Source organism: Kitasatospora sp. NPDC034035 (assembly GCF_055575755.1).
The window spans coordinates 62,156-81,758 of sequence record NZ_JBVISA010000008.1; the positions used below are offsets into that span (position 1 = coordinate 62,156).

The 19,603-nt window shown below is 71.5% G+C and carries 18 protein-coding genes; 6 read left to right on the plus strand and 12 right to left on the minus strand.

Features of this window, described 5'->3' with window-relative positions; genetic code table 11:
• Positions 1–43 precede the first annotated feature (43 nt).
• From ACZ52J_RS13470 to ACZ52J_RS13495, 6 genes are all read right to left on the minus strand, one after another.
• A complete protein-coding gene (locus ACZ52J_RS13470) occupies positions 44–760 on the minus strand; it encodes an ABC transporter ATP-binding protein (RefSeq protein WP_465618372.1) in 717 nt (238 codons plus the stop codon).
• Positions 757–1,578 carry an ABC transporter ATP-binding protein gene (locus tag ACZ52J_RS13475; RefSeq protein ID WP_465618777.1) on the minus strand — a complete coding sequence of 274 codons (822 nt, stop codon included), beginning with the start codon at positions 1,576–1,578 and terminating at the stop codon, positions 757–759. The genes ACZ52J_RS13470 and ACZ52J_RS13475 overlap by 4 nt, the downstream gene beginning before the upstream one ends.
• Before the next feature lie 8 nt (positions 1,579–1,586).
• Positions 1,587–3,512, minus strand: coding sequence for a branched-chain amino acid ABC transporter permease (locus ACZ52J_RS13480; RefSeq protein WP_465618374.1), 1,926 nt, complete (start codon positions 3,510–3,512; stop codon positions 1,587–1,589).
• A 5-nt stretch (positions 3,513–3,517) separates the two neighbouring features.
• The gene (locus ACZ52J_RS13485; protein WP_360499098.1) at positions 3,518–4,447 is read right to left on the minus strand and encodes a branched-chain amino acid ABC transporter permease; all 930 of its coding nucleotides are present in this window, start codon (positions 4,445–4,447) and stop codon (positions 3,518–3,520) included.
• 198 nt (positions 4,448–4,645) lie between these two features.
• The gene (locus ACZ52J_RS13490; RefSeq protein ID WP_360499100.1) at positions 4,646–5,878 is read right to left on the minus strand and encodes a branched-chain amino acid ABC transporter substrate-binding protein; all 1,233 of its coding nucleotides are present in this window, start codon (positions 5,876–5,878) and stop codon (positions 4,646–4,648) included.
• A 592-nt stretch (positions 5,879–6,470) separates the two neighbouring features.
• Complete coding sequence (locus tag ACZ52J_RS13495; protein ID WP_360499102.1) at positions 6,471–6,947, minus strand: PaaI family thioesterase; 477 nt, start codon at positions 6,945–6,947, stop codon at positions 6,471–6,473.
• Between the two features lie 289 nt (positions 6,948–7,236).
• On the opposite strand from ACZ52J_RS13495, the gene polA reads away from it, so the two are divergent.
• The 3 genes from polA to ACZ52J_RS13510 all read left to right on the plus strand — a co-directional run bounded on the left by polA (position 7,237) and on the right by ACZ52J_RS13510 (position 11,711).
• Positions 7,237–9,921, plus strand: a complete 2,685-nt coding sequence (gene polA, locus ACZ52J_RS13500) for a DNA polymerase I (RefSeq protein WP_465618779.1) — start codon at positions 7,237–7,239, stop codon at positions 9,919–9,921.
• Positions 9,922–10,009: 88 nt separating this feature from the next.
• Complete coding sequence (locus ACZ52J_RS13505) at positions 10,010–10,687, plus strand: hypothetical protein (protein WP_465618377.1); 678 nt, start codon at positions 10,010–10,012, stop codon at positions 10,685–10,687.
• A 262-nt stretch (positions 10,688–10,949) separates the two neighbouring features.
• Positions 10,950–11,711 carry a GNAT family N-acetyltransferase gene (locus tag ACZ52J_RS13510; RefSeq protein WP_465618379.1) on the plus strand — a complete coding sequence of 254 codons (762 nt, stop codon included), beginning with the start codon at positions 10,950–10,952 and terminating at the stop codon, positions 11,709–11,711.
• A gap of 144 nt (positions 11,712–11,855) precedes the next feature.
• On the opposite strand, the gene tgmC is transcribed toward ACZ52J_RS13510, so the two are convergent.
• The 5 genes from tgmC to ACZ52J_RS13535 all read right to left on the minus strand — a co-directional run bounded on the left by tgmC (position 11,856) and on the right by ACZ52J_RS13535 (position 15,361).
• Positions 11,856–13,001 carry an ATP-grasp peptide maturase system methyltransferase gene (gene tgmC, locus ACZ52J_RS13515; RefSeq protein ID WP_465618381.1) on the minus strand — a complete coding sequence of 382 codons (1,146 nt, stop codon included), beginning with the start codon at positions 12,999–13,001 and terminating at the stop codon, positions 11,856–11,858.
• Positions 12,998–13,963, minus strand: a complete 966-nt coding sequence (gene tgmB / locus ACZ52J_RS13520) for an ATP-grasp ribosomal peptide maturase (RefSeq protein WP_465618383.1) — start codon at positions 13,961–13,963, stop codon at positions 12,998–13,000. Before tgmB ends, tgmC begins: the two co-directional genes overlap by 4 nt.
• Positions 13,963–14,235: a putative ATP-grasp-modified RiPP gene (gene tgmA / locus ACZ52J_RS13525; RefSeq protein WP_465618385.1), complete on the minus strand. Its 273-nt coding sequence runs from the start codon at positions 14,233–14,235 to the stop codon at positions 13,963–13,965. The genes tgmB and tgmA overlap by 1 nt, the downstream gene beginning before the upstream one ends.
• A 128-nt stretch (positions 14,236–14,363) precedes the next feature.
• Positions 14,364–14,918, minus strand: a complete 555-nt coding sequence (locus ACZ52J_RS13530; RefSeq protein WP_465618387.1) for a hypothetical protein — start codon at positions 14,916–14,918, stop codon at positions 14,364–14,366.
• A gap of 14 nt (positions 14,919–14,932) precedes the next feature.
• Positions 14,933–15,361, minus strand: a complete 429-nt coding sequence (locus ACZ52J_RS13535; protein WP_465618389.1) for an ATP-binding protein — start codon at positions 15,359–15,361, stop codon at positions 14,933–14,935.
• Between the two features lie 148 nt (positions 15,362–15,509).
• On the opposite strand from ACZ52J_RS13535, the gene ACZ52J_RS13540 reads away from it, so the two are divergent.
• The 3 genes from ACZ52J_RS13540 to ACZ52J_RS13550 are packed head-to-tail and all read left to right on the plus strand — an operon-like array spanning position 15,510 to position 17,056.
• Positions 15,510–16,340 (plus strand): helix-turn-helix domain-containing protein, encoded by an 831-nt coding sequence (locus tag ACZ52J_RS13540; protein WP_465618391.1) that lies wholly within the window; start codon positions 15,510–15,512, stop codon positions 16,338–16,340.
• Positions 16,337–16,528 carry a DUF397 domain-containing protein gene (locus ACZ52J_RS13545; protein WP_465618393.1) on the plus strand — a complete coding sequence of 64 codons (192 nt, stop codon included), beginning with the start codon at positions 16,337–16,339 and terminating at the stop codon, positions 16,526–16,528. The genes ACZ52J_RS13540 and ACZ52J_RS13545 overlap by 4 nt, the downstream gene beginning before the upstream one ends.
• A 60-nt stretch (positions 16,529–16,588) precedes the next feature.
• Positions 16,589–17,056: an NUDIX hydrolase gene (locus ACZ52J_RS13550; RefSeq protein ID WP_465618395.1), complete on the plus strand. Its 468-nt coding sequence runs from the start codon at positions 16,589–16,591 to the stop codon at positions 17,054–17,056.
• A 26-nt stretch (positions 17,057–17,082) separates the two neighbouring features.
• Here ACZ52J_RS13550 and hrpB read toward each other — a convergent pair whose 3' ends face one another.
• Entirely contained in the window at positions 17,083–19,596 is a 2,514-nt protein-coding gene (gene hrpB / locus ACZ52J_RS13555) for an ATP-dependent helicase HrpB (RefSeq protein ID WP_465618397.1), read from the minus strand.
• Positions 19,597–19,603: the final 7 nt, after the last annotated feature.

Here is a 19,603-nt window from a genome sequence, read left to right on the forward strand (position 1 = left end):
GGCCCGGCGGATGTTTCCGCCGGGCCCTCTCGCGTGGAAGGGGTCAGTCCTCGCCGAGGTAGGCCTTGCGGACGGACTCGTCGTGGAGGAGGTCGGCGCCGGTGCCGGAGAGGACGATGCGGCCGGTCTCCATGACGTAGCCCTGGTCGGACAGCGACAGTGCCGCCTGGGCGTTCTGCTCGACCAGGAGGATGGTCGTACCGGACGACTTGAGTTCGATGATGGTCGCCATGATCTTCTGCATCATCAGCGGGGAGAGGCCCATCGACGGCTCGTCCAGCATGAGCAGCTTGGGCTGGGACATCAGGGCCCGGCCCATCGCCAGCATCTGCTGTTCGCCGCCGGAGAGCGTTCCCGCGGCCTGCTTGCGGCGTTCGCCGAGGATGGGGAACAGCGAGTACGCGCGTTCGACGTCGGCGGCGATGCCGACGGTGTCGGTGCGCAGGAAGGCGCCGAGGAGGAGGTTCTCCTCGATGGTCATGCGGGGGAAGATGTGCCGGCCTTCGGGGGAGTGGGCGAGGCCGAGGGCGACGATCTTGTGGGCGGGGACGGTGGAGAGGTCCTGGCCGTCGAAGGTGATGCGTCCGGCGGTGGGCTTGAGGAGGCCGGACAGGGTGCGCAGGGTGGTGGTCTTGCCGGCGCCGTTGGTTCCGATGAGGGTGGTGACCTCGCCCTGTTCGACGGTGAAGCTGATGCCCTTGACGGCTTCGATCTTGCCGTAGGCGACGCGGAGGTCCTCGACCTCGAGGAGTGCGGTCACTGGTCGGTCTCCGTAACGGTCTCCGGGCCTGCCGGGGTGCTGTCTTCGAGCGGGGCGCCGAGGTAGGCGGTGATGACGCGTTCGTCGTTCTGGACGGTTTCGCGGTCGCCTTCGACGATCTTCTGGCCCTGGACGAGCACGGCGGTGCGGTCGCAGAGGTTGAAGATGAAGCGCATGTCGTGCTCGATGACGAGGATGGAGATGCCCTTGTCGCGGATGGCGAAGACGAGTTCCTCGGCGGCGCGGGTCTCCTGGGGGTTCATGCCGGCGGTGGGTTCGTCGAGGAGGAGCAGGCCGGGTTCGGAGGCGAGGGCGCGGGCGATTTCGAGCTTGCGCTGCTCGCCGTAGGGGAGGTTGCGGGCGAGGTGGTCGGCCTTGGCGGCGAGGCCGGTGAACTCGAGGAGTTCCATGGCCTTGGCGCGGCTTTCGGCTTCGGCTCGGTGGTAGCCGGGGCCGCGGAGGATGGCGGAGAAGATGCCTTCCTTGGTGCGGGTGTGGCGGCCGACGAGGACGTTCTCGAGGACGGTCATGTTGGCGAAGAGCCGGATGTTCTGGAAGGTGCGGGCGATGCCGGCCTGGGTGACGAGGTGGGGCTTGGGCGGCAGCACGACGTCGCGGTAGCGGACGGCGCCTTCGGTGGGGACGTACAGGCCGGTGAGGCAGTTGAAGAAGGTGGTCTTGCCGGCGCCGTTGGGGCCGATGAGGCCGATGATCTCGCCCTCGCCGACGGTGAGGGAGACGTCGTTGACGGCGGTGAGGCCGCCGAAGCGCATGGTGACGCCGGTGACTTCGAGCAGGGGTGCGGCGGTGGTGCTCATCGGGTGGGTCACGCCCCTGCCTTGGTGAGTGCGGTCGGCTCGCCGGTGGGCTGGGCCGGGATGGCGGCCTCGTGGAACTCCAGCTGCTGGCGGCGGTTGGGGATGAGGCCCTCGGGGCGGACGCGCATCAGGATGATGAGGGCGGCGCCGAACGCGAGGAGCTGGTAGTCGGCGAGGAACTCGAGCTTCTTCGGGATGAGGAAGAGGAGGGTGGCGCCGGCGAGGGGGCCGCTGATGGTGCCCATGCCGCCGAGGATGACCGCGGCGAGCAGGAAGGCCGAGTTGGGCGGGAGGGCTTCGGCGAAGGTGTACTGGTCCGGGGTGACGGTGTAGCTGACGTGGGCTTGGACGGTGCCGGCGAGGCCGGCGAGGCAGGCGCCGAGGGCGAAGGCGAGGAGCTTGAGGCGGAAGCCGTTGATGCCCATGGCTTCGGCGGCGGTCTCGTCCTCGCGGATGGCGACCCAGGCGCGGCCGATGCGGGAGTTGCCGACGCGGGCGAAGATCAGCACGACGAGGGCGGTGACGAGGAGCATCAGCAGGTAGTAGTTGGAGAAGCGGCCGAGTTCGATGCCGGCGACGGTGTGGGACTTGCCGAGGTCGAAGCCGAGGATCTCCAGGTCGGGGATCCGCGGGATGCCGTTGGAGCCGTTGGTGATCTTGGGGCCGGTGGTGCCGTTGAGGTTGAGCATGGTGATGCGGAAGATCTCGCCGAAGCCGAGGGTGACGATGGCGAGGTAGTCGCCGCGCAGCCGCAGGGTGGGGGCGCCGATGAGGACGCCGAAGACCATGGAGACGGCGGCGCCGGTGAGCATCGCGGCCCAGAACGGGAACTGGACGTGGATGGGCGAGGCGGGGGAGCCGGAGACCAGGGCGGCGGCGTAGGCGCCGACGCCGAGGAAGGCGACGTACCCGAGGTCGAGCAGGCCGGCCAGGCCGACGACGATGTTGAGGCCGAGGGCGACGGTGGCGAAGATCAGGATGTTGGTGGCGACCGAGGTGTACTGGTCGCTGCTCTGGGTGAAGGGGAAGCTGGCGGCGGCGGCGAAGGCGGCGCCGGTGGTGACGGGGCGGTGCTTGACGGTCAGGGCGCGCAGTCGGGCGATCAGGCCGGACTTGGTGAGGGCGGCGACGGCGAGTGCGGTGAACAGCAGGAAGCCGGTGAAGAGTTCGCCGTATTCGGTGTCGATGCCGAAGGTGATCGCGAAGAGGCCGAGCCCGAAGGCGCCGACGATGATCAGGACCTCGACCCAGGAGGGCAGTAGGCGCGGCGCGGGCAGCGGGCGTTCGATCTTGCCGAGGCGCAGCCGGCTGTTGGCGAGGTGGCCGAGCTGGAGGAGGAGCACGGCGCCGGTGGCGATGGCCACGCCGCCGGCGAGGGCGGTGAGGACGGGGGCGACGGGCTTGTCGCCGGGGATGGCGTGGGCGCCGAACCAGACGAGGGGGGCGGCGGGGACGAGCAGGAAGAGGCGCTTGTCGACGATCCGCAGGGGGACGCTGGTGCGGCGGTCGAGGGGGAGGCCGAGGGCGCCGAGGACGCTGATCAGGCCGCCGGCGGCGAGGACCCAGCCGCCGGGTTCGAGGTTGACGAGGCCGTCGAGTTCGACGGCGATCGAGGTGACGGAGTAGGCGCTGACGGCGAGGGCGCCGGTGGCGGCGTACAGGACGGCGTTGTTGCTGCGGGTGGGGGCGGCCCAGCGCAGGCCGGGGACGCCTTGGGTGGCGAGCAGCAGGACGAGGGTGAGGATGCCGGCGGTGAGGGCGAGCCATTGGAGGCCGGCGGGGGAGCCGTAGTAGGTGAGGTCGCCGGGGAAGTCGGAGGTCCAGGTCCAGGACATGGCGGCGGAGGCGGCGGTGGCGAGGGCGCCGAGGCCGGTGAGGGCGGCGGCGGCGCGGGCCGGCAGGGGGATGACCGGGGTGGTTTCGGTGGTGGTCATGGTGGTCACGCCCTGTCCGCGACGCGCTCGCCGAGCAGGCCTTGGGGCCGGACGAGGAGCACGAGGATGAGGAGTACGAAGGCCCAGACGTCCTTCCAGGCGCCGCCTCCGAAGAGGTGCATGCCGGGCAGGTGCTGGATGTAGCCGGTGGCGAGGGCTTCGGCGAGGCCGAGGGCGAGGCCGCCCAGCATGGCGCCGTAGATGTTGCCGATGCCGCCGAGGACGGCGGCGGTGAAGGCCTTGAGGCCGAGGATGAAGCCCATCCGGAAGTCGATCTGTCCGCTGCGCAGGCCGTAGGCGATGGCGGCGACGGCGGCGAACGCGGCGCCGATGGCGAAGGCCATGACGATGATGCGGTCGGTGTCGATGCCCATCAGCTTGGCGGTGTCGGGGTCCTGGCTGGTGGCCTGCATGGCGCGGCCGGAGCGGGTGCGGGTGACGAACCAGCCGAGGGCGAGCATGCACAGCGGGGCGGCGATGATCAGGAAGAGGTCGCTGCGCTGGATGGTGACGGAGCCGAGGCTGAAGGGGTCGCCGGGGAGCTTGGGGAAGACGCGGGCCTTCTTGGCGTCGGGGTAGAACGAGAAGACGAGTTGCTGCAGGAAGATGGACAGCCCGATCGCGGTGATCAGCGGGGCGAGGCGGGGCGCGTTGCGCAGGGGGCGGTAGGCGAACCGCTCGGCGGCGACGGCGGTGAGCGTGGAGACCAGGACGCCGGCGATCAGCATCAGCGGTAGGGCCAGCCAGAGGGTGGTGCCGCCGGGGAGGGCGAGGTAGGCGGTCAGGGCGCCGAAGCCGCCGACCATGACGATCTCGCCGTGGGCGAAGTTGATGAGCTGGACGATGCCGTAGACCATCGTGTAGCCGATCGCGACGAGTCCGTAGAGGGCGCCGAGGATCAGGCCGTTGGCCAGCTGCTGCGGTAGGTCGTGCACCGCTGGGCCTCCGTAGTGCGTTCGGGGGTGTCCGCGTGGGTGGTGGATGTGGGGGCGCGCGGGGGCACTCGTGGCGCCCCCGCGCGCTGTGGTGGAGAGGGTGGTGCGGGTGGCTCAGCCCTTGGAGGCGGGTGCCTCAGCCGTCGAAGGCGGGTGGCTCAGCCGTGAAGGCGGTGCCTCAGCCGTGAAGGCGGTGGCTCAGCCGTTGAAGGTGCCGGTCTTCTCCACGTCCCACTTGCCGTCCTTGACGGTGTAGACGGTGAGCTGCTTGTTGGTGGTGTCACCGAACTCGTCGAAGGAGACCTTGCCGGTCACGCCGTCGAAGGAGACCTTCTGGACGGCGTCGACGATGGCGGCGCGGGCGTTGGAGGGGAGCTTGCCGTTGTTGGCGGAGACGACGGACTTGACGGCCTGGATGATGGCCCAGCTGCTGTCGTAGGAGTAGCCGCCGTAGGTCTCGTAGGCGTCCTTGTAGCCGGCGGCCTTGTAGTCGGCGATGAACTTGGCGGCGGTCGGGAGCTGCTCGACGGCGCCGCCGACGGCGGTGGCGAAGTCGCCGGCGCTCTTGGGGTTGAGCTTGATGAAGTCGGCGCTCTGCATGCCGTCGCCGCCCATCAGCGGGATGTTGACGCCGGCTTCCTTGAGCTGGAGGGAGAGCGGGCCGGCGGCGGGGTACTCGCCGCCGTAGTAGACGGCTTCGGCGCCGGAGCTCTTGACCTTGGTGACGATGGCCGCGAAGTCGCGGTCGTCGGGGTTGACGTGCTCCTCGCCGACGATGGTGCCGCCCTGCTTGGTGAACTCGGCCTTGAAGGTGGCGGCGAGGCCGGCGCCGTAGGTCTTCTGGTCGTCGATGAGGAAGACCTTGGACTTCTTGGCGTCCTTGGCGAGGAACTGGGCGGCGAAGGGGCCCTGGACGGCGTCGGTGGTGGCCGTGCGGAAGTAGGTCTTGAAGGGGCGGGTCTTCTCGCCGCTGGCCCACTTCTCGCCCTGGCTGAGGGCGACGCCGGTGTTGGCGGGGGAGATCTCGACGAGGTTGGCGTCGGCGAAGATCTGCTGCATCGACTGGGCGACGCTGGAGTTGAGCGGGCCGACGACGCCGAGGACGGTGTTGTCGCCGACGAGCTGGGTGGCGTTCTGCTGGCCGGGGCCGGGCTTGGCGGTGTCGTCCAGGGCCTTGATCTGGAACTTGACGCCGGGGACCTCGTTGGTCTCGTTGGCCTTCTTGGCCGCGAGTTCGACGGAGTTGCGGATGCCGAGGCCGATGGCGGAGAGGTCGCCGGTGAGCGGGGCGTCGATGCCGATGGTGACGGTGGTGCCGCCGCCGCTGCCGCCCCCGTCGCCGGACTTCTTGTCACCGCGAGAGCCGCAGGCGCTGAGGCTGAGAGCGGCAATCACGGCAATGCTCACGACAACTGCTGAACGATGACGCACGAGGGTCCCCTTCGGTTCAGGAGGCGCCCGCGCCTGAGTGGCGGGAGCCGGAGTGCGCGGCGGGCTGGGCCCATCGAGTGGCGCGGTGACTGGCCGTGACTCTAGATGTCGTTGGGCGGCTCGGGCAGTGGTGCGAGCAGGCTGTGATTCTCTTGTTATGAGCACACGGAGGAGTTGTCTCAACATGTGGTCGTTTCGGCTCGATCGATCCTTGTGTTGTCAGGCGTTTACCCGCTGGTAGGGCGATGTAAGGGCCAGAAATGCAGGTTGCAGCTGGCGTCGTCGATAATCGGACAGCTGCGTCCGATTCCCGGGTTTCGACCGTGCGCGTCCGGATTTCGGACCAGGAAGGCGCGGTGAAGCGGCTCCGGGGCGACTGGAGGCCCTCGGGGCCGGCATGTGCTCGGATTTCCTGCCTGTTACGCAGTGTTACAAGCGCGGGAGTTCGTCGGCCGCGCCCGGGCATGCGAATGCCCCCTTGTCCAGACCAACGCCTGCCCAGTGGGGCGGAAGGTCAAACAAGGGGGCGGGAAAGGGATTTGATGTCCTATCCGCTGAACTCGCGGCAGCTGTCGGCCCGTTAGTCGGGTCGTCAGAGGTCGCGCAGCATGCAGGTCAGCCGGCAGCTGGTGACCCGCTTGCCGGTGTCGTCGGTGATCGCGATCTCGTAGGTGGCGGCGGTACGGCCCTTGAACACGGCCGTCGCCACCCCGGTGACCAGGCCGGAGGTCGCCGAGCGGTGGTGGGTGGCGTTGAGGTCCACGCCGACCGCGTACCGGCCGGGGCCGGCGTGCAGCATCGCCCCGATCGAGCCCAGCGTCTCGGCCAGCGCCGCCGACGCGCCGCCGTGCAGCAGCCCGTACGGCTGCTGGTTGCCCTCCACCGGCATCGTGCCGACCACGCGGTCGCCGGAGGCCTCGACGATGCGGATGCCGAGCTTCTCGCCGAGGTGGCCGCCGGAGAAGGTCTCCGGGCTGACGCCGAGCTTGGCGAAGTGGTCCAGCACGTCCTGCGGGACGTTCAGGACGGGGGTGGTGGAGGGGGCGGTGTCGGGGGCCGCATCGGTCATCGGGGAACTCCTGCCGCTGGGGGATCACGGGTGCTGCTGCCTGTGATCGTACGACCGTCCTACTCGGTGGTAGAGCGCGCGGGCGGAGGCTGGCGTGGCGCCCCGGGGGCGTTCGCCCGGCCCGCCGGGCGGGGCCCGACCCCACCGGTGCCGTGCCCCTTTTGTCGGTGCCGGGCCATAGGATCGGTGGCCGGTAGTGGAATCGGCAGGAACGGACGTTGACGTGGCTACGCAGAGTACGGACAAGGGCGCTACGGGTGGCGGCGGGGCCGGCCCGCGGCCCCGGCTGATGCTCCTCGACGGGCACTCGATGGCCTACCGGGCCTTCTACGCCCTGCCCGTGGAGAACTTCAACACCTCCACCGGGCAGCCCACCAACGCGGTCTACGGCTTCGCGTCGATGCTCGCCAACACCGTCCGTGACGAGCAGCCCACCCACCTCGCCGTCGCCTTCGACCTCTCCCGGCAGACGTTCCGCTCCGTCGAGTTCCCCGACTACAAGGCCAACCGCGCCAAGACCCCGGACGAGTTCCGCAGCCAGGTCGGCCTGATCGGCGAACTGCTCGACGCCATGAACGTCCCCCGGCTGACCGCCGAGGGCTTCGAGGCCGACGACATCATCGCCACCCTCGCCACCGCCGCCGAGGCGGCCGGCTACGACGTCGACATCGTCACCGGCGACCGCGACTCGCTCCAGCTGGTCACCGACCACGTCACCGTCCTCTACCCGACCAAGGGCGTCTCCGAGCTCACCCGCTTCACCCCGGAGAAGGTCACCGAGAAGTACGGCGTCACCCCGCGCCAGTACCCGGACCTCGCCGCGCTGCGCGGAGACCCGTCCGACAACCTGCCCGGCATCCCCGGCGTCGGCGAGAAGACCGCCGCCAAGTGGGTCAACCAGTTCGGCTCCTTCGACGAACTGGTCGCCCGCGCCGACGAGGTGAAGGGCAAGATCGGCGAGAAGCTGCGCGACCACCTCGACTCGGTCAAGCGCAACCGCGTCCTCACCGAGCTGGTCCGCGACGTCGAACTCCCGCTCGGCGTCGCCGACCTGGCCCGCGCGCCGTTCGACAAGGCCGCCGTCGCCACCCTGATGGAGTCGCTGGAGTTCCGCAACGCCAACTTCCGCGACCGCGTCCACGGCATCGACCCGGCCACCGGCGAGGAGGAGGCCGTCGAACTCGCCCCCGGCGTCGAGGTCGACGGCGAACTGCTCACCGACCCGGGCACCCTGGCCGCCTGGCTGCGCGAGCACGCCTGTGACGGCAAGACCACGGTCGCGCTCGCCGCCGTCTACCAGTGGGCGCTCGGCACCGGCGAGGTCACCGAAGTCGCCCTCGCCGCCGGGGAGTCCGCCGCCTGGTTCGACCCGGCGCTGCTCGCCGAGGAGGACGAGCAGGCCCTCGCCGGGTGGCTCGCCGACCCCGCCGCCCCCAAGGCCCTGCACATCGCCAAGCAGGTCATGCGCGCCTTCGCCGAGCGCGGCTGGGCCATCGAGGGCGTCGTCGCCGACACCGCGCTCGCCGCCTACCTGGAGAAGCCCGGCCGCCGCACCTTCACCCTGGAGGTGCTCGCCGAGGAGTACCTGGCCCGCTCGCTCACCCCGGCCCCCGCCACCGAGAGCGGCCAACTCGCCTTCGACGCACCGGAGGAGGACGAGACCGCCGCCGCCCAGTCGCTGATGCTCCAGGCCCGCGCCGTGCTCGACCTCGCCGCGCTCTTCGACACCCGCCTCGCCGAGGTCGGCGCCACCGGGCTGATGCGCGACATGGAGCTGCCCATCGCCGCCCTGCTCGCCCGCATGGAGCGCTACGGCATCGCCGCCGACGGCGCGTGGCTCACCACCCTGGAGACGCGGTTCGCCGCCGAGATCCAGCGCTGCGTCGAGGAGGCGCACGCCGCCGCCGGGCGCGAGTTCAACCTCGGCTCGCCCAAGCAGCTCCAGGAGATCCTCTTCGGCGAGCTCGCGCTCCCCAAGACCAAGAAGATCAAGACCGGCTACACCACCGACGCCGACGCGCTCACCTGGCTGGCCACCCAGACCGACAACGAGCTGCCGGTCATCCTGCTGCGCCACCGCGACCAGGCCAAGCTGCGCACCACCGTCGAGGGCCTGCTCAAGACCGTCTCGCCCAAGGGCCGGATCCACACCACCTTCAACCAGATGGTCGCCGCCACCGGCCGGCTCTCCTCGCAGGACCCGAACCTGCAGAACATCCCGGTCCGCACCGAGGAGGGCCGCGCCATCCGCCGCGCCTTCGTCGTCGGCGAGGGCTACGAGTCGCTGCTCACCGCCGACTACTCGCAGATCGAACTGCGGATCATGGCGCACCTGTCCGAGGACGAGGCGCTGATCGAGGCCTTCGCCACCGGCGAGGACCTGCACACCACCGTCGCCTCCCAGGTCTTCGAAGTCCCGGGCGACGCGGTCGACGCCGAGATGCGCCGCAAGATCAAGGCGATGTCCTACGGCCTGGCGTACGGGCTGTCCGCGTACGGGCTCTCCCAGCAGCTCGGCATCAAGCCCGCCGAGGCGCAGGGCCTGATGGACACCTACTTCGAGCGCTTCGGCGGCGTGCGCGACTACCTGCGCCGGGTCGTCGACGAGGCCCGCGCCACCGGCTACACCGAGACCCTGCTCGGCCGTCGCCGCTACCTGCCGGACCTCAACAGCGACAACCGCCAGCGCCGCGAGATGGCCGAGCGGATGGCCCTCAACGCCCCCATCCAGGGCTCGGCCGCCGACATCGTCAAGATCGCCATGCTCCGGGTGGACGAGGCGCTGCGCGCGGCCGGGCTCACCTCGCGGATGCTGCTCCAGGTGCACGACGAAATCGTCCTGGAGCTGGTCCCGGGCGAGCGTGAGCGGGTGGAGGCCGTCGTCCGCGAGCAGATGGCGGGCGCCTACCCGCTGCGCGCCCCGCTGGACGTCTCGGTCGGCGTCGGCGCGAACTGGGAGGCCGCCGCGCACTGACGCACGATCAGAATCCCTCGGGCGCGTGCCGGTTGCGGGCTGCGCCCGAGGGCTTCCCGGCGCCGGTGCGCGCCCGTACGCTGACGGAATGCCCCCGGACAGCGTCCTGCGTACCGGCCCCGCATCGACCGATCTCGTCCTGCGCGAGGGCGGTGGGACGCGGCGCAGCGCGCTGGTGTACTGCCTCACCTCCGTCGGGGAGGCGCTGAGGGCGCCCCTGGTGCTCTTCGCGCCGACCCTGCTGGTGGCGTTCGGTCTGTGGCTCTTCGGCGCGGCCGGGAGCACCGTCGCCGCCGTGGTCGGGGTGATCGCCGGTACCGAGTACCTGCTGGCCATTCCGGTGATGGCCCGGATGGAAGTGGTCGCCGTCCACCGGGTCGAGTTCGCCCCGACCGACGCCGCGGACCGGTTCCGGCTGGTCCGGGGCGGGCGCCCCGGCGGCTGGCGGCCACCGGCCGAACTGCGCGCGATCCGGCTGGTGCGGGCCATCGTGGAGCCCTACCCGGGTGATCGCGCGCCCGCCGGCGAGGTCCTCACCGTCCGCCTGGAATGCGTCGACGAGAAACTGACGTGGCGACCGCCGGCCGGCACCGACCCGGAGCAACTGCACGAGGCCCTGGCCGCGCTGCTCGGCCCCGCCGGGGTGCAGGTGGAACTGGTCACCAAGCGCAGCGTCCGGTTGAAGCCCTCGCCGACGTCCTCCTCACCGTGGATCTCCGGAGGATCGGGTTCGGCGAACTCGGGCGGCTTCTCGGGCGGCGGCTGAAGGTGCGCCTCCGGGGCGGCGACCGCCCCCGGGGGGTGGGAGTTCTCTGCCGGCGCCGACCGGGAGGCCGCCGCGCACGGGCCCGCCGCTGCCGATCCGACCGCCGGGCGTGGGGGCGGGCGGTCCGGTATGGGCGGGCGGTCCGGTGTGGGCGGGTATCAGGATGTTCGTGCCCGCCGGGTGGTCCGATGGGGACGTGGCCCGGCCGGCTCGCAGGGAATCGGCCCGTACGGTGGGTCAATTTCGTACTACCGTAGGCACAATGACAACGGGATCCCCTTCGACCGACCAGTCCATATCCTTGGCCGAGGCGCCGACGAGCCAGGCCCGCAACTCCGCCGCCTTCTGGGCCGCGACCGGCCGTAGCCGGGGGCACGAGGTGATCCGGCGCCGCGGATTCGTCGCGGTCGACGGCGACGAGCGGGCGGGCCTGCGGATCCTCATCCAGGAGCCCGACCTCGACCCCGGCGAACTGGCCGAGGTGAGCGAGCTGGTCCGCGGGGCCAAGGGGACGGCCTACGTCGAGGACCCGTTCAGCGCGGCCGACCTGAACCACCTGGGCCTGCGCAACTGGCAGATGCCGATCATGCTGCGCCTGCCCGGGCCCGTCGGCGAACCGGCGCTGGACGTGATCCGGGTGCAGCAGGCGGAGGACCTCCGGACGGCCGAGCAGGTCGTGATCGAGGGCTTCGACCTGGACGGCTTCCAGCCCCACCGCGCCGGCGAACTCTTCCCGATGGCGCTGATCGAACAGCCGGGCGTGGACGTGTTCGTCGCCTCCATCGACGGCGTGGCCGCGGGAGCCTGCGTCAGCGTCGTGGCCGACGGCATCGGCAGCCACTACTGGGTCGCTACGTCGTCGGCGTTCCGGTCGCGCGGCGTGGGCCGGGCCGTCATGCTCGGCGCCCTCGCCCACCTGGCGGACCTGCCGGCCACGCTCACCGCCTCGAAGCTCGGCAGGCCGCTGTACGAGTCGCTGGGCTACACGGTCGCGACGCCCTCGACCTGGTGGGCCTCCTCCTGAGCGACAGCGTCGCAGTGACGCCCGCCGGCCCGCACCATCGTGATGCGCCGGCCGGCGCCCGCGCCGCGTGGGCGAAGTCGGCGGGGCCGACTTCCCACGCGCGCCTGGCGGCCCGGGCGGCGGGCGGAAAGCTCTCCCCGCAGGTCAGACCGGTAGGTCCCAGCCCGGACCGTTCTCGCTGCCGAGCCAGATTCGTTGCCTTGCCGCCGAGACCGTGATGCCGAAGCCGTCCTGGTGCGGCTCGCCCGCGCTCTGCCACGCCTCGATGGCGGCTTCCACGTGGTCCCACAGCCGGAGCGGTCCGCGCTGGACCACGGTCCAGCCGCCTTCGGAGTCGGGCATGGTCCGGGCCTGCGATCCGGTGGCCACGTCCGCGAGGATCTGTTGCCCGCCGGCTCCCATCCGTTCGGCCGAGGGCGCCGCGAGCTGCGCAACCCAGCTTCCGGTCCAGGTATCGAGCTTCGCGGGGTCGATCCGGCTCGCGCGCTCCTCCCCGGGGAGCATGGCCAGGGTCGGGCGGGGTGGCCGGTCGTGGGGCCGGGCGATCATGAAGCTGGTGTAGCCGGGCAGGAACCGGCCCGTGGCCTCACCGGGGCCGGTCACCTCGAGCAGCGCCAGGGCGCTTGCGTAGCTCCACCCGGACAGGGTGACCAGGATCCGGCCGCCCGACTTCACCTGGCGGAGCCAGGCCATCGGCAGGTACCGGACCGAGCACGTCGCGATCAGCCGGTCGAAGGCGCCGCCGTCGGGGTCCCCGCCGAGACCGTCGCCGACGATGAGGCGCGGGGCGTAGCCGGCGGCCTGAAGTGCGGCGGCGGCGCGTGCGGCCACCCGGGGGTCGTACTCGATGCTGGTGAGGTTCCGGTCGCCGAGGCGGTGGGCGCCGAGGGCGGTCGAGTAGCCGGTTCCGGTGCCGACTTCGAGCACCCGGTGTCCGGCATCCGCGCCGAGCTGCTGCCACATGTCCAGCACGAGCGAGGGCAGTGTGGAGGAGGACGAGGGCGCCGCCCCGGTCACCGGCTGGTCCCCGGCGTCCTCCGGGTGGGTGCGGCCGTCGAGTTGGGTGATGAGGGTCCGGTCGGTGTAGATCCCCTCCAGCCATCCGGGGGCGCCGTGGTGCAGGGCCCGGTAGCCGGTCGGGGTGCTGCCCTCGATCGGGACGAAGTAGCTGCCGGCGAACAGTTCGCGCGGTACGGCGGCGGCGGCTTCGGCCCACTCGGGGTCGGTGAGCGTGCCGTTCGCGGTGAGCTGCTCGACCAGGGCGGCGCGCAGGGTGTCGGAGGTGGTCACTGGTCGTGGCCCCTTTCCAGTCGGTCGGCGATCGCGTGCGCGATCCGGTCGGTGATCTCGGACGGCTGCCACGCCCATTGCCCGTTCGGGTTGCACTCCAGGAAGTACCAGGCGCCGTCGGCGGTCACGGCGAAGTCGAAGGCGCCGAAGGTCAGTTCGAAGGTAGCGAGGTAGCGGGCCACGGCCTCGGCGACCGGCACGGGGACCTCGATCGGGCTGCACCGCATCCGGTCCTGACGGTGCCGCCAGTCGAGATCCGGGCTGTCGATGCGGGTGCCGAAGAGCCGGTCCCCGACGGCGGTCACCCGGGTGTCGAACACCTTGGGAACCTTGGCCTGGAACAGGTGAGGGCACGCCGTCACAGCCTCGGTGATCTCATCGCTGCGAACCTCGCGGACCCAGACGGCCCGGGCCTGCCCGCCGACCGAGTACCGGGCGTGCCATACGGGTTTGTACACCGTGCCGTCGGCGTGGCGGGCGGTGAACTCCCGTGCCTCGTGCTCGTCGTCGGTGATCAGCGTGTCGGGCACCCGGAATCCGCAGCGCTGGGCGGTGGCGAGCTGGGCGGGCTTGTACTCGGCCGCCCGGCTGTCCCAGGGGTGGTTCACGTAGTGCGCCCCGGGGAGGGAGGCGAGGATGCCGCCCGCGCCCCAGAACGCCTGCGAGGCGGCGAACCGGCGGTCCTGGCCGTCGAGGTCGGGTGGGCCTTCGTAGGGCGAGGGTCTGCGCACCCAGACCGAGCGAACGTCCGTGAGGTCCAGTTCACGGCTCGACGTGCGGAGGGTGCCCCGCTGGTCGCCCGTGCGGTACGTGGCGGTCAGCGAGGCACCCGCGTGCAGGTCGGTGCCGGGATCGAGACGGACCACCGGAACGCGGCGCTCGGCGAGCACCCGCAGTACCGCATCCGCCGTCACGTCAGAGGAGTTGGTCAGTACCAGCACCGACCCGGTTCGGCTGTCCATCAGCCGGAACTCTGGTCCTGGTCGTAGGACTCGGTCACATCGCTGTCCGTGGCCCCGCCCGGCTTCGTCCCGTCAGCGGGGCTCGTGTGGGTGGGCGTGACACCGCTGGTGCTGGTGCCGTGGCTTCCCAGCTCGACCGTTCGGCCGTGCTCGTCCACGATGACGGCGATCTGCGTCTCGGGGTCGATCACGGGCGTGAACGCCGGGAGCGTGGCGGTGGCCGCGTACGGCCCCATCCTGCGGATGCCCCACGGCGCGGAGGTCTGCGTCATGTGTCCTCCTTGTATCGGTATTCGGTCATTTCCGGCAACTCTGCTGCTGCGCAGAGTCGTTCATCGGCCCGCGCCGGGTTGGCGGGGGTGGTGGGGAGTGGGAAGGCGGCGGGGTCGACTTCCCGTGTTCAGGGGGTGGTGGTTTGGCTGTGACAGTGGGTGAGGGCGAGTTTGATGCGGGTGTCGGGGGTGGTGGTGAGGAGCAGTTCGCCGGCGGTGATGAGGGTGGTCCAGTAGGTGGTGGGGTCGCCGGTGCGGGGCATGGGGTGGGCGGCGGCGAGGGAGAGGTAGGCGGTGGTGAGGTTGCCGGTGGTGAACCAGCGGTCCAGGCCGTGCCGGTGGCCGGGGCGGATGCCGCCCATGGCGTCGATCGCGGTGAGGAAGAGGTCGATGAGGGCGCGGTCGGTGTCGGTGAGGGTGACGGGGATGTCGAAGACGCCGAGGGCTTCGAGGAGTTCGCCGGTGTCGGCCTCGGAGTTGGGGCGCGGGTTGGCGAGGAGGGAGTGGTAGCAGTCGTTGAGGCGGCGGGTGGCCTCGGCGAGGGGGATGTCGAGGGCGAGGCAGACGGCCCGGGCGGAGGGGAGGGGTTCGTTGCTGCGGCGGGCGAGGCGGGCGTAGACCTCGGCGGGGCTGGTGCCCTGGGCGAGGGCGTGTCGGGCGAAGGTGACGAGGGGCGGGTGCATGGGCGGTGCTGCTTTCAGGCGGCGAGGAGGGCGGGGGAGGGAGCGACGAGCGCCCAGACGAACTTGCCGACGCCGCCGGCTGGGGGGCAGCAACCCCAGCGCTCGGCCAGCTCGTTGACGAGGAACAGGCCGCGCCCGTGCTCGTCCTCGGGGGCGGCGGTCCGGACGGAGGGGCATCCGGTGCCGGCGTCGTGGACCTCGATACGGAGGCGGTCGCCGACGAGGGCGAACCGGACCTCGATGAGGCGGTCGTCGGGGGCGTCGCAGTGCTGGACGGCGTTGGCGAACAGCTCGCCGAGGAGGAGTTCGGCGACGCCGGAGTAGCGGTCGCCGGAGGGCAAGGCGGCGAGGTAGGCCCGGAGGAGGTGCCGGGCGAGCGGGGCGGAGTCCGTGCGGGAGTCCAGTCGGGCGGCGAACGTGCGGGGACGGCGGGAAGCGAGCATGGCGAAGTACCTCGGAGAGGGTGGAGTGGGGGAGCGTCACGACGGCGCTTCGGTGTGTAGCGATACGACTACCCAGCGCGTCCACTGTCCTTTAGACTTCAGAGCTGTTCAACTTGTCGGCGCCGTTTGATTGGTAGGGCGAATCTCCTTGAACAAGCGGGAACTTGACCCTCAGTCCTCCCCTGCGGCCGAGTTCGGGGCGTTCCTCCGCGCGTCGCGCGAGCAGCGGGGCTGGACGCAGGAGCGCCTTGCAGAGCTGATCGGCTGCACGTCGTCCCACGTCTCGGCCCTGGAAAATGGCCGTAGGAAACCAACTCAACGGATTTCTGCAGCACTTGACGGAGCCTTCGGCACATCGCAGGCGGGCACCTTCAAGCACAAGGCAAGCGATGTCAAGTACAGCGCTCTACTGGAAGGGTTTGCCGAGTTCGTCGCCCAGGAACGTCGGGCCGTTGAACTGCGGCTCTTTGAACTCGGCATCGTGCCGGGCTTGCTGCAGACGAGGGAGTACGCAACCGCCATTGCAGCGGGTGCTGTGCGCCGGAGGAGCATCACCCAGGATCAGGCAGACGAACGGGTGCGCGTCCTCGTAAACCGCCAGACCGGCATGCGTCGGGAACCGCCACCCCTGGTCCACGTGGTCATGGATGAGAGCTGCATTCGTCGGACCGTGGGCGGGGATGCTGTGATGGCCGCCCAGCTTGACCACCTCGTTGAGTTTGCCGGCGAGCCCACCGTAAGGCTCCAGCTTGCTCCGTACGAGCTCGGCGAGGACAGGGCGTTCGATCTTCCGGTGTCCATTCTGACGTTGCCGGATCGATCGCTGATCTCCTACGCGGAGAGTGCGCACCAAGGGCGTTTGGAGCGGGATGCCAGCGCGGTGACGGCCGAGTTGGCGGCCTACTATCAGCTACAAACGCATGCCCTTTCTCAGGCGGACTCGGTGGCGATGATCCGCGAGCTTCGGAGGCAACTATGACCCTCGACTGGTTCAAGTCCAGCTACAGCAGCAACGGCGGGCAGTGCGTCGAGGTATCGAGCACCGTGCCCGGCATCGTCCCCGTCCGCGATTCCAAGGACCCCGATGGTCCCGCGCTTGCCTTCCCGGTCGAAGCCTGGTCCAGCTTCGTTGCCGCCGTCCGCTCCGGCGAGTTCGGTCATGTCTGACCCGCTTGTGGGCGAACGGGCGTGACGTGTGGACGATCCCGACAATGGAGGTGGTGGACCATGCCGAGGCGTGACTACGAGGACGATCCGGACGCCCCCGAGGCGAACTCCCTCGTCCCGGCGGCGTCCGTGGTCGTGGTCGACGAGGCGGGCCGCGTTCTCCTCCAGCGCCGTACCGACAACGGGATGTGGGCCCTGCCTGGCGGCAGGATGGACATCGGTGAGTCGCTCGCCGGGTGCGGTATCCGCGAGACGCGTGAGGAGACCGGCATCGATATCGAGATCACCGGGATCGTCGGCACCTATACCGACCCCCGGCACGTCTTCGCCTACGACGACGGCGAGGTCCGCCAGGAGTTCTCCATCTGCCTCCTCGGGCGCCCGCTCGGCGGACAGCTGCGGGTGTCCGGCGAGTCCCACGAGGTGGCGTGGTTCACCCCGGCCGAAACGGACGGGCTGCCGATGGTGTCGAACATCCGCAAGCGGCTGGCCGACTGGCGCTCCGGTGAGATCCCCGTGGTTCGCTAGTCGCCGTACGCTGTCCAACTCCTCGGTCACTTCCGGGCGTTGAGGCGGCGGGTGGGTTCTGCTGTGGTCGGGTCGTCGGGCCAGGGGTGGCGGGGGTAGCGGCCCCTGAGATCTGCGCGGACGGCGCGGTAGCCGTTCTGCCAGAAGCCCTCCAGGTCGCCGGTGATGGCGGCGGGGCGGCCGGCGGGGGAGAGCAGCTGCACGGTCAGCGGCACGCGGCCGCCGGCCAGTGCCGGCGCGGCCTTCCAGCCGAAGAGTTCCTGCAACTTGACTGCCAGTACCGGGCGTTCGGTGCTGTAGTCGACGCGTATCTTCGACCCGCTGGGCACGGTGATGCGCTCAGGGGCCAACTCCTCCAGGCGGCCGGCCTGTCCGCTCGCCCAGGGGAGCAGGCGCTGGAGGGCCGACGTCGTATCAATGCGGGCGAGGTCGGTGCGGCGGCGGGCGCGGGAGAGTTCGGGCTCCAGCCATTCGTCGGCGCGTTCCAGCAGCGCCTCGTCGGAGACGTCCGGCCAGGGGTCTCCGATGGCGGAATGCAGGAAGGCGAGGCGTTCGCGTAGGCCGGGGGAGGGCCAGGTCAGCAGCTCGCTGACGCCCTCGCGGCTCAGGCCTTCGAGGATGGCGGCGCGGACGAGGGCCCGGTCGGGTCGGGCCAGCGGCTTCTCGGCGAGTTCGATGGCGCCGAGGGATTCCACCTGGCGGGAGACGACTTCACCTCGCCGGGTGTCCCAGTGGACTTCCTCGCGGGCGCTGATGAGGGCCGCTCCGGCGAGAACTGCGGTGTCCTCGTCCAGTGCCGCAGCGTGCAGGACCCGGGCGGAGTGCGCGCCGGCCGGGCGGTCGGCGACGGCGACGGCGAGCCAGGGCAGGGCGCCGAGCGCGGTGCCGGGGGCGAGTTCGGCGGCCGTGCCCGAGGCCATCAGGTACGGGCTGCGCTCGCCGGGGGCGGGCTTGTCGACCCGGGCGCGGGCGATCCGTTCGGGGAAGGCGAGGGCGACGACGAGTCCGGCGGCGGTGGCGTCGGGCAACGGGGTGGCGGGTTCGTCGGAGGTGGCACGCTGCAAGCGGCGGACTTCGTCGCGCCAGCGCCCGGCGTAGGGGTCGTTGCCCGAACGGACGGTGCGCCACACCGCGCCGAGGTCGTCCCCCAGCGCGCGCGGGGGTTCCTCGGAGAGCAGGGCGACGACCTCGGCTGCCCGGCGGGCGCCTACGGCGGGAGCGCCGTCGACGAGGGCGCGGCCCAGCCGGGGGTGCAGCCCGGTGCGGGCGAGGCGCACGCCGCGCTTCGTCGCCCGGCCGTCGGCGGAAACGGCCCCGAGGGCGAGCAGGGTCTGCCGGGCGGCGGCCATCGCCCCTGCCGGGGGCCGGTCGGGGAGGGCGAGGCCGGTGGCGTCCGGGTCGCCCCAGCAGGCGGCCTGGAGGGCGAACGACGTGAGGTCGGCGAGCGCGATTTCCGCTGTGGGGTAGCGGGCGGCGCGGGCGTCCTCGGCCTCGTGCCAGCAGCGGTAGACGGTGCCGGGGGCCTCACGCCCTGCTCGTCCGGCGCGTTGGCGGGCGGCGGCGAGCGAGGCGCGGACGGTGACCAGTGCGGCGAGGCCGCGGGCGTGGTCGGTGCGGGGTTCGCGGGCGAGACCGGCGTCGACGACGACGCGGACGCCCGGCACGGTGAGGGAGGATTCGGCGACGGCGGTGGCCAGCACCACCCGGCGTGTGGGGGACGGGGTGAGCGCGGCGTCCTGGACGGCTTGCGGGGCGCGTCCGTGCAGCTGCAGGACATCCGCCGGGAGACCGGCCAACTGCCCGGCGACCCGGGCGATTTCGCCGACGCCGGGCAGGAAGCAGAGGATGTCGCCCTCCCGCTCGTTCAAAGCCCGCCGGACCGTGGCCGCGACGTGGTCGAGGAGCGCCGGGTCCACCCGGGTGCCGTGCGCGGGCCGGATGGCGCGCGGCGGGGGCGCCCAGACCACGTCCACCGGGTGGGAGACCCCGTGCGCCTCCACCACCGGGGCGCCGCCGAGCAGTTCGGCCCAGGCGGCGGTGTCGGAGGTGGCGGAGGCGCAGACCAGGCCGAGTTTGGGCCGCAGCGCCGCCCGGACGTCCAGCAGGAAGGCGAGCGCGGTGTCGGCGTCCAGGTGCCGCTCGTGGCACTCGTCGAGGACGACGACGTCCACGCCGGGCAGTTCCTGGTCGCGCTGGAGCCGCTGCAGCAGCACGCCGGTGGTGACCACCTCGACCACGGTGTCCGGCCCGGCCCGGCGCTCGCCACGCACGGTGTAGCCGACCCGGCCGCCGACGGACTCGCCGAGCAGCCAGGCCATCCGCCGGGCGGCGGCCCGGACGGCGAGCCGGCGCGGTTCGGCGACCAGCACCCGGCGCACCGGCCGGCCGTCGGCGAGCAGCCCGGCCAGGGCGAGCGGCACCAGGGTGGTCTTGCCGGTGCCGGGCGGCGCGGCGAGGACGGCGGTGCCGTGCCCGGCGAGGGCGTCGTGGAGCGCGGGCAGGGCGGTGCGGACGGGCAGGTCGTGCCAGGCCGGGTTCATGGCAGGG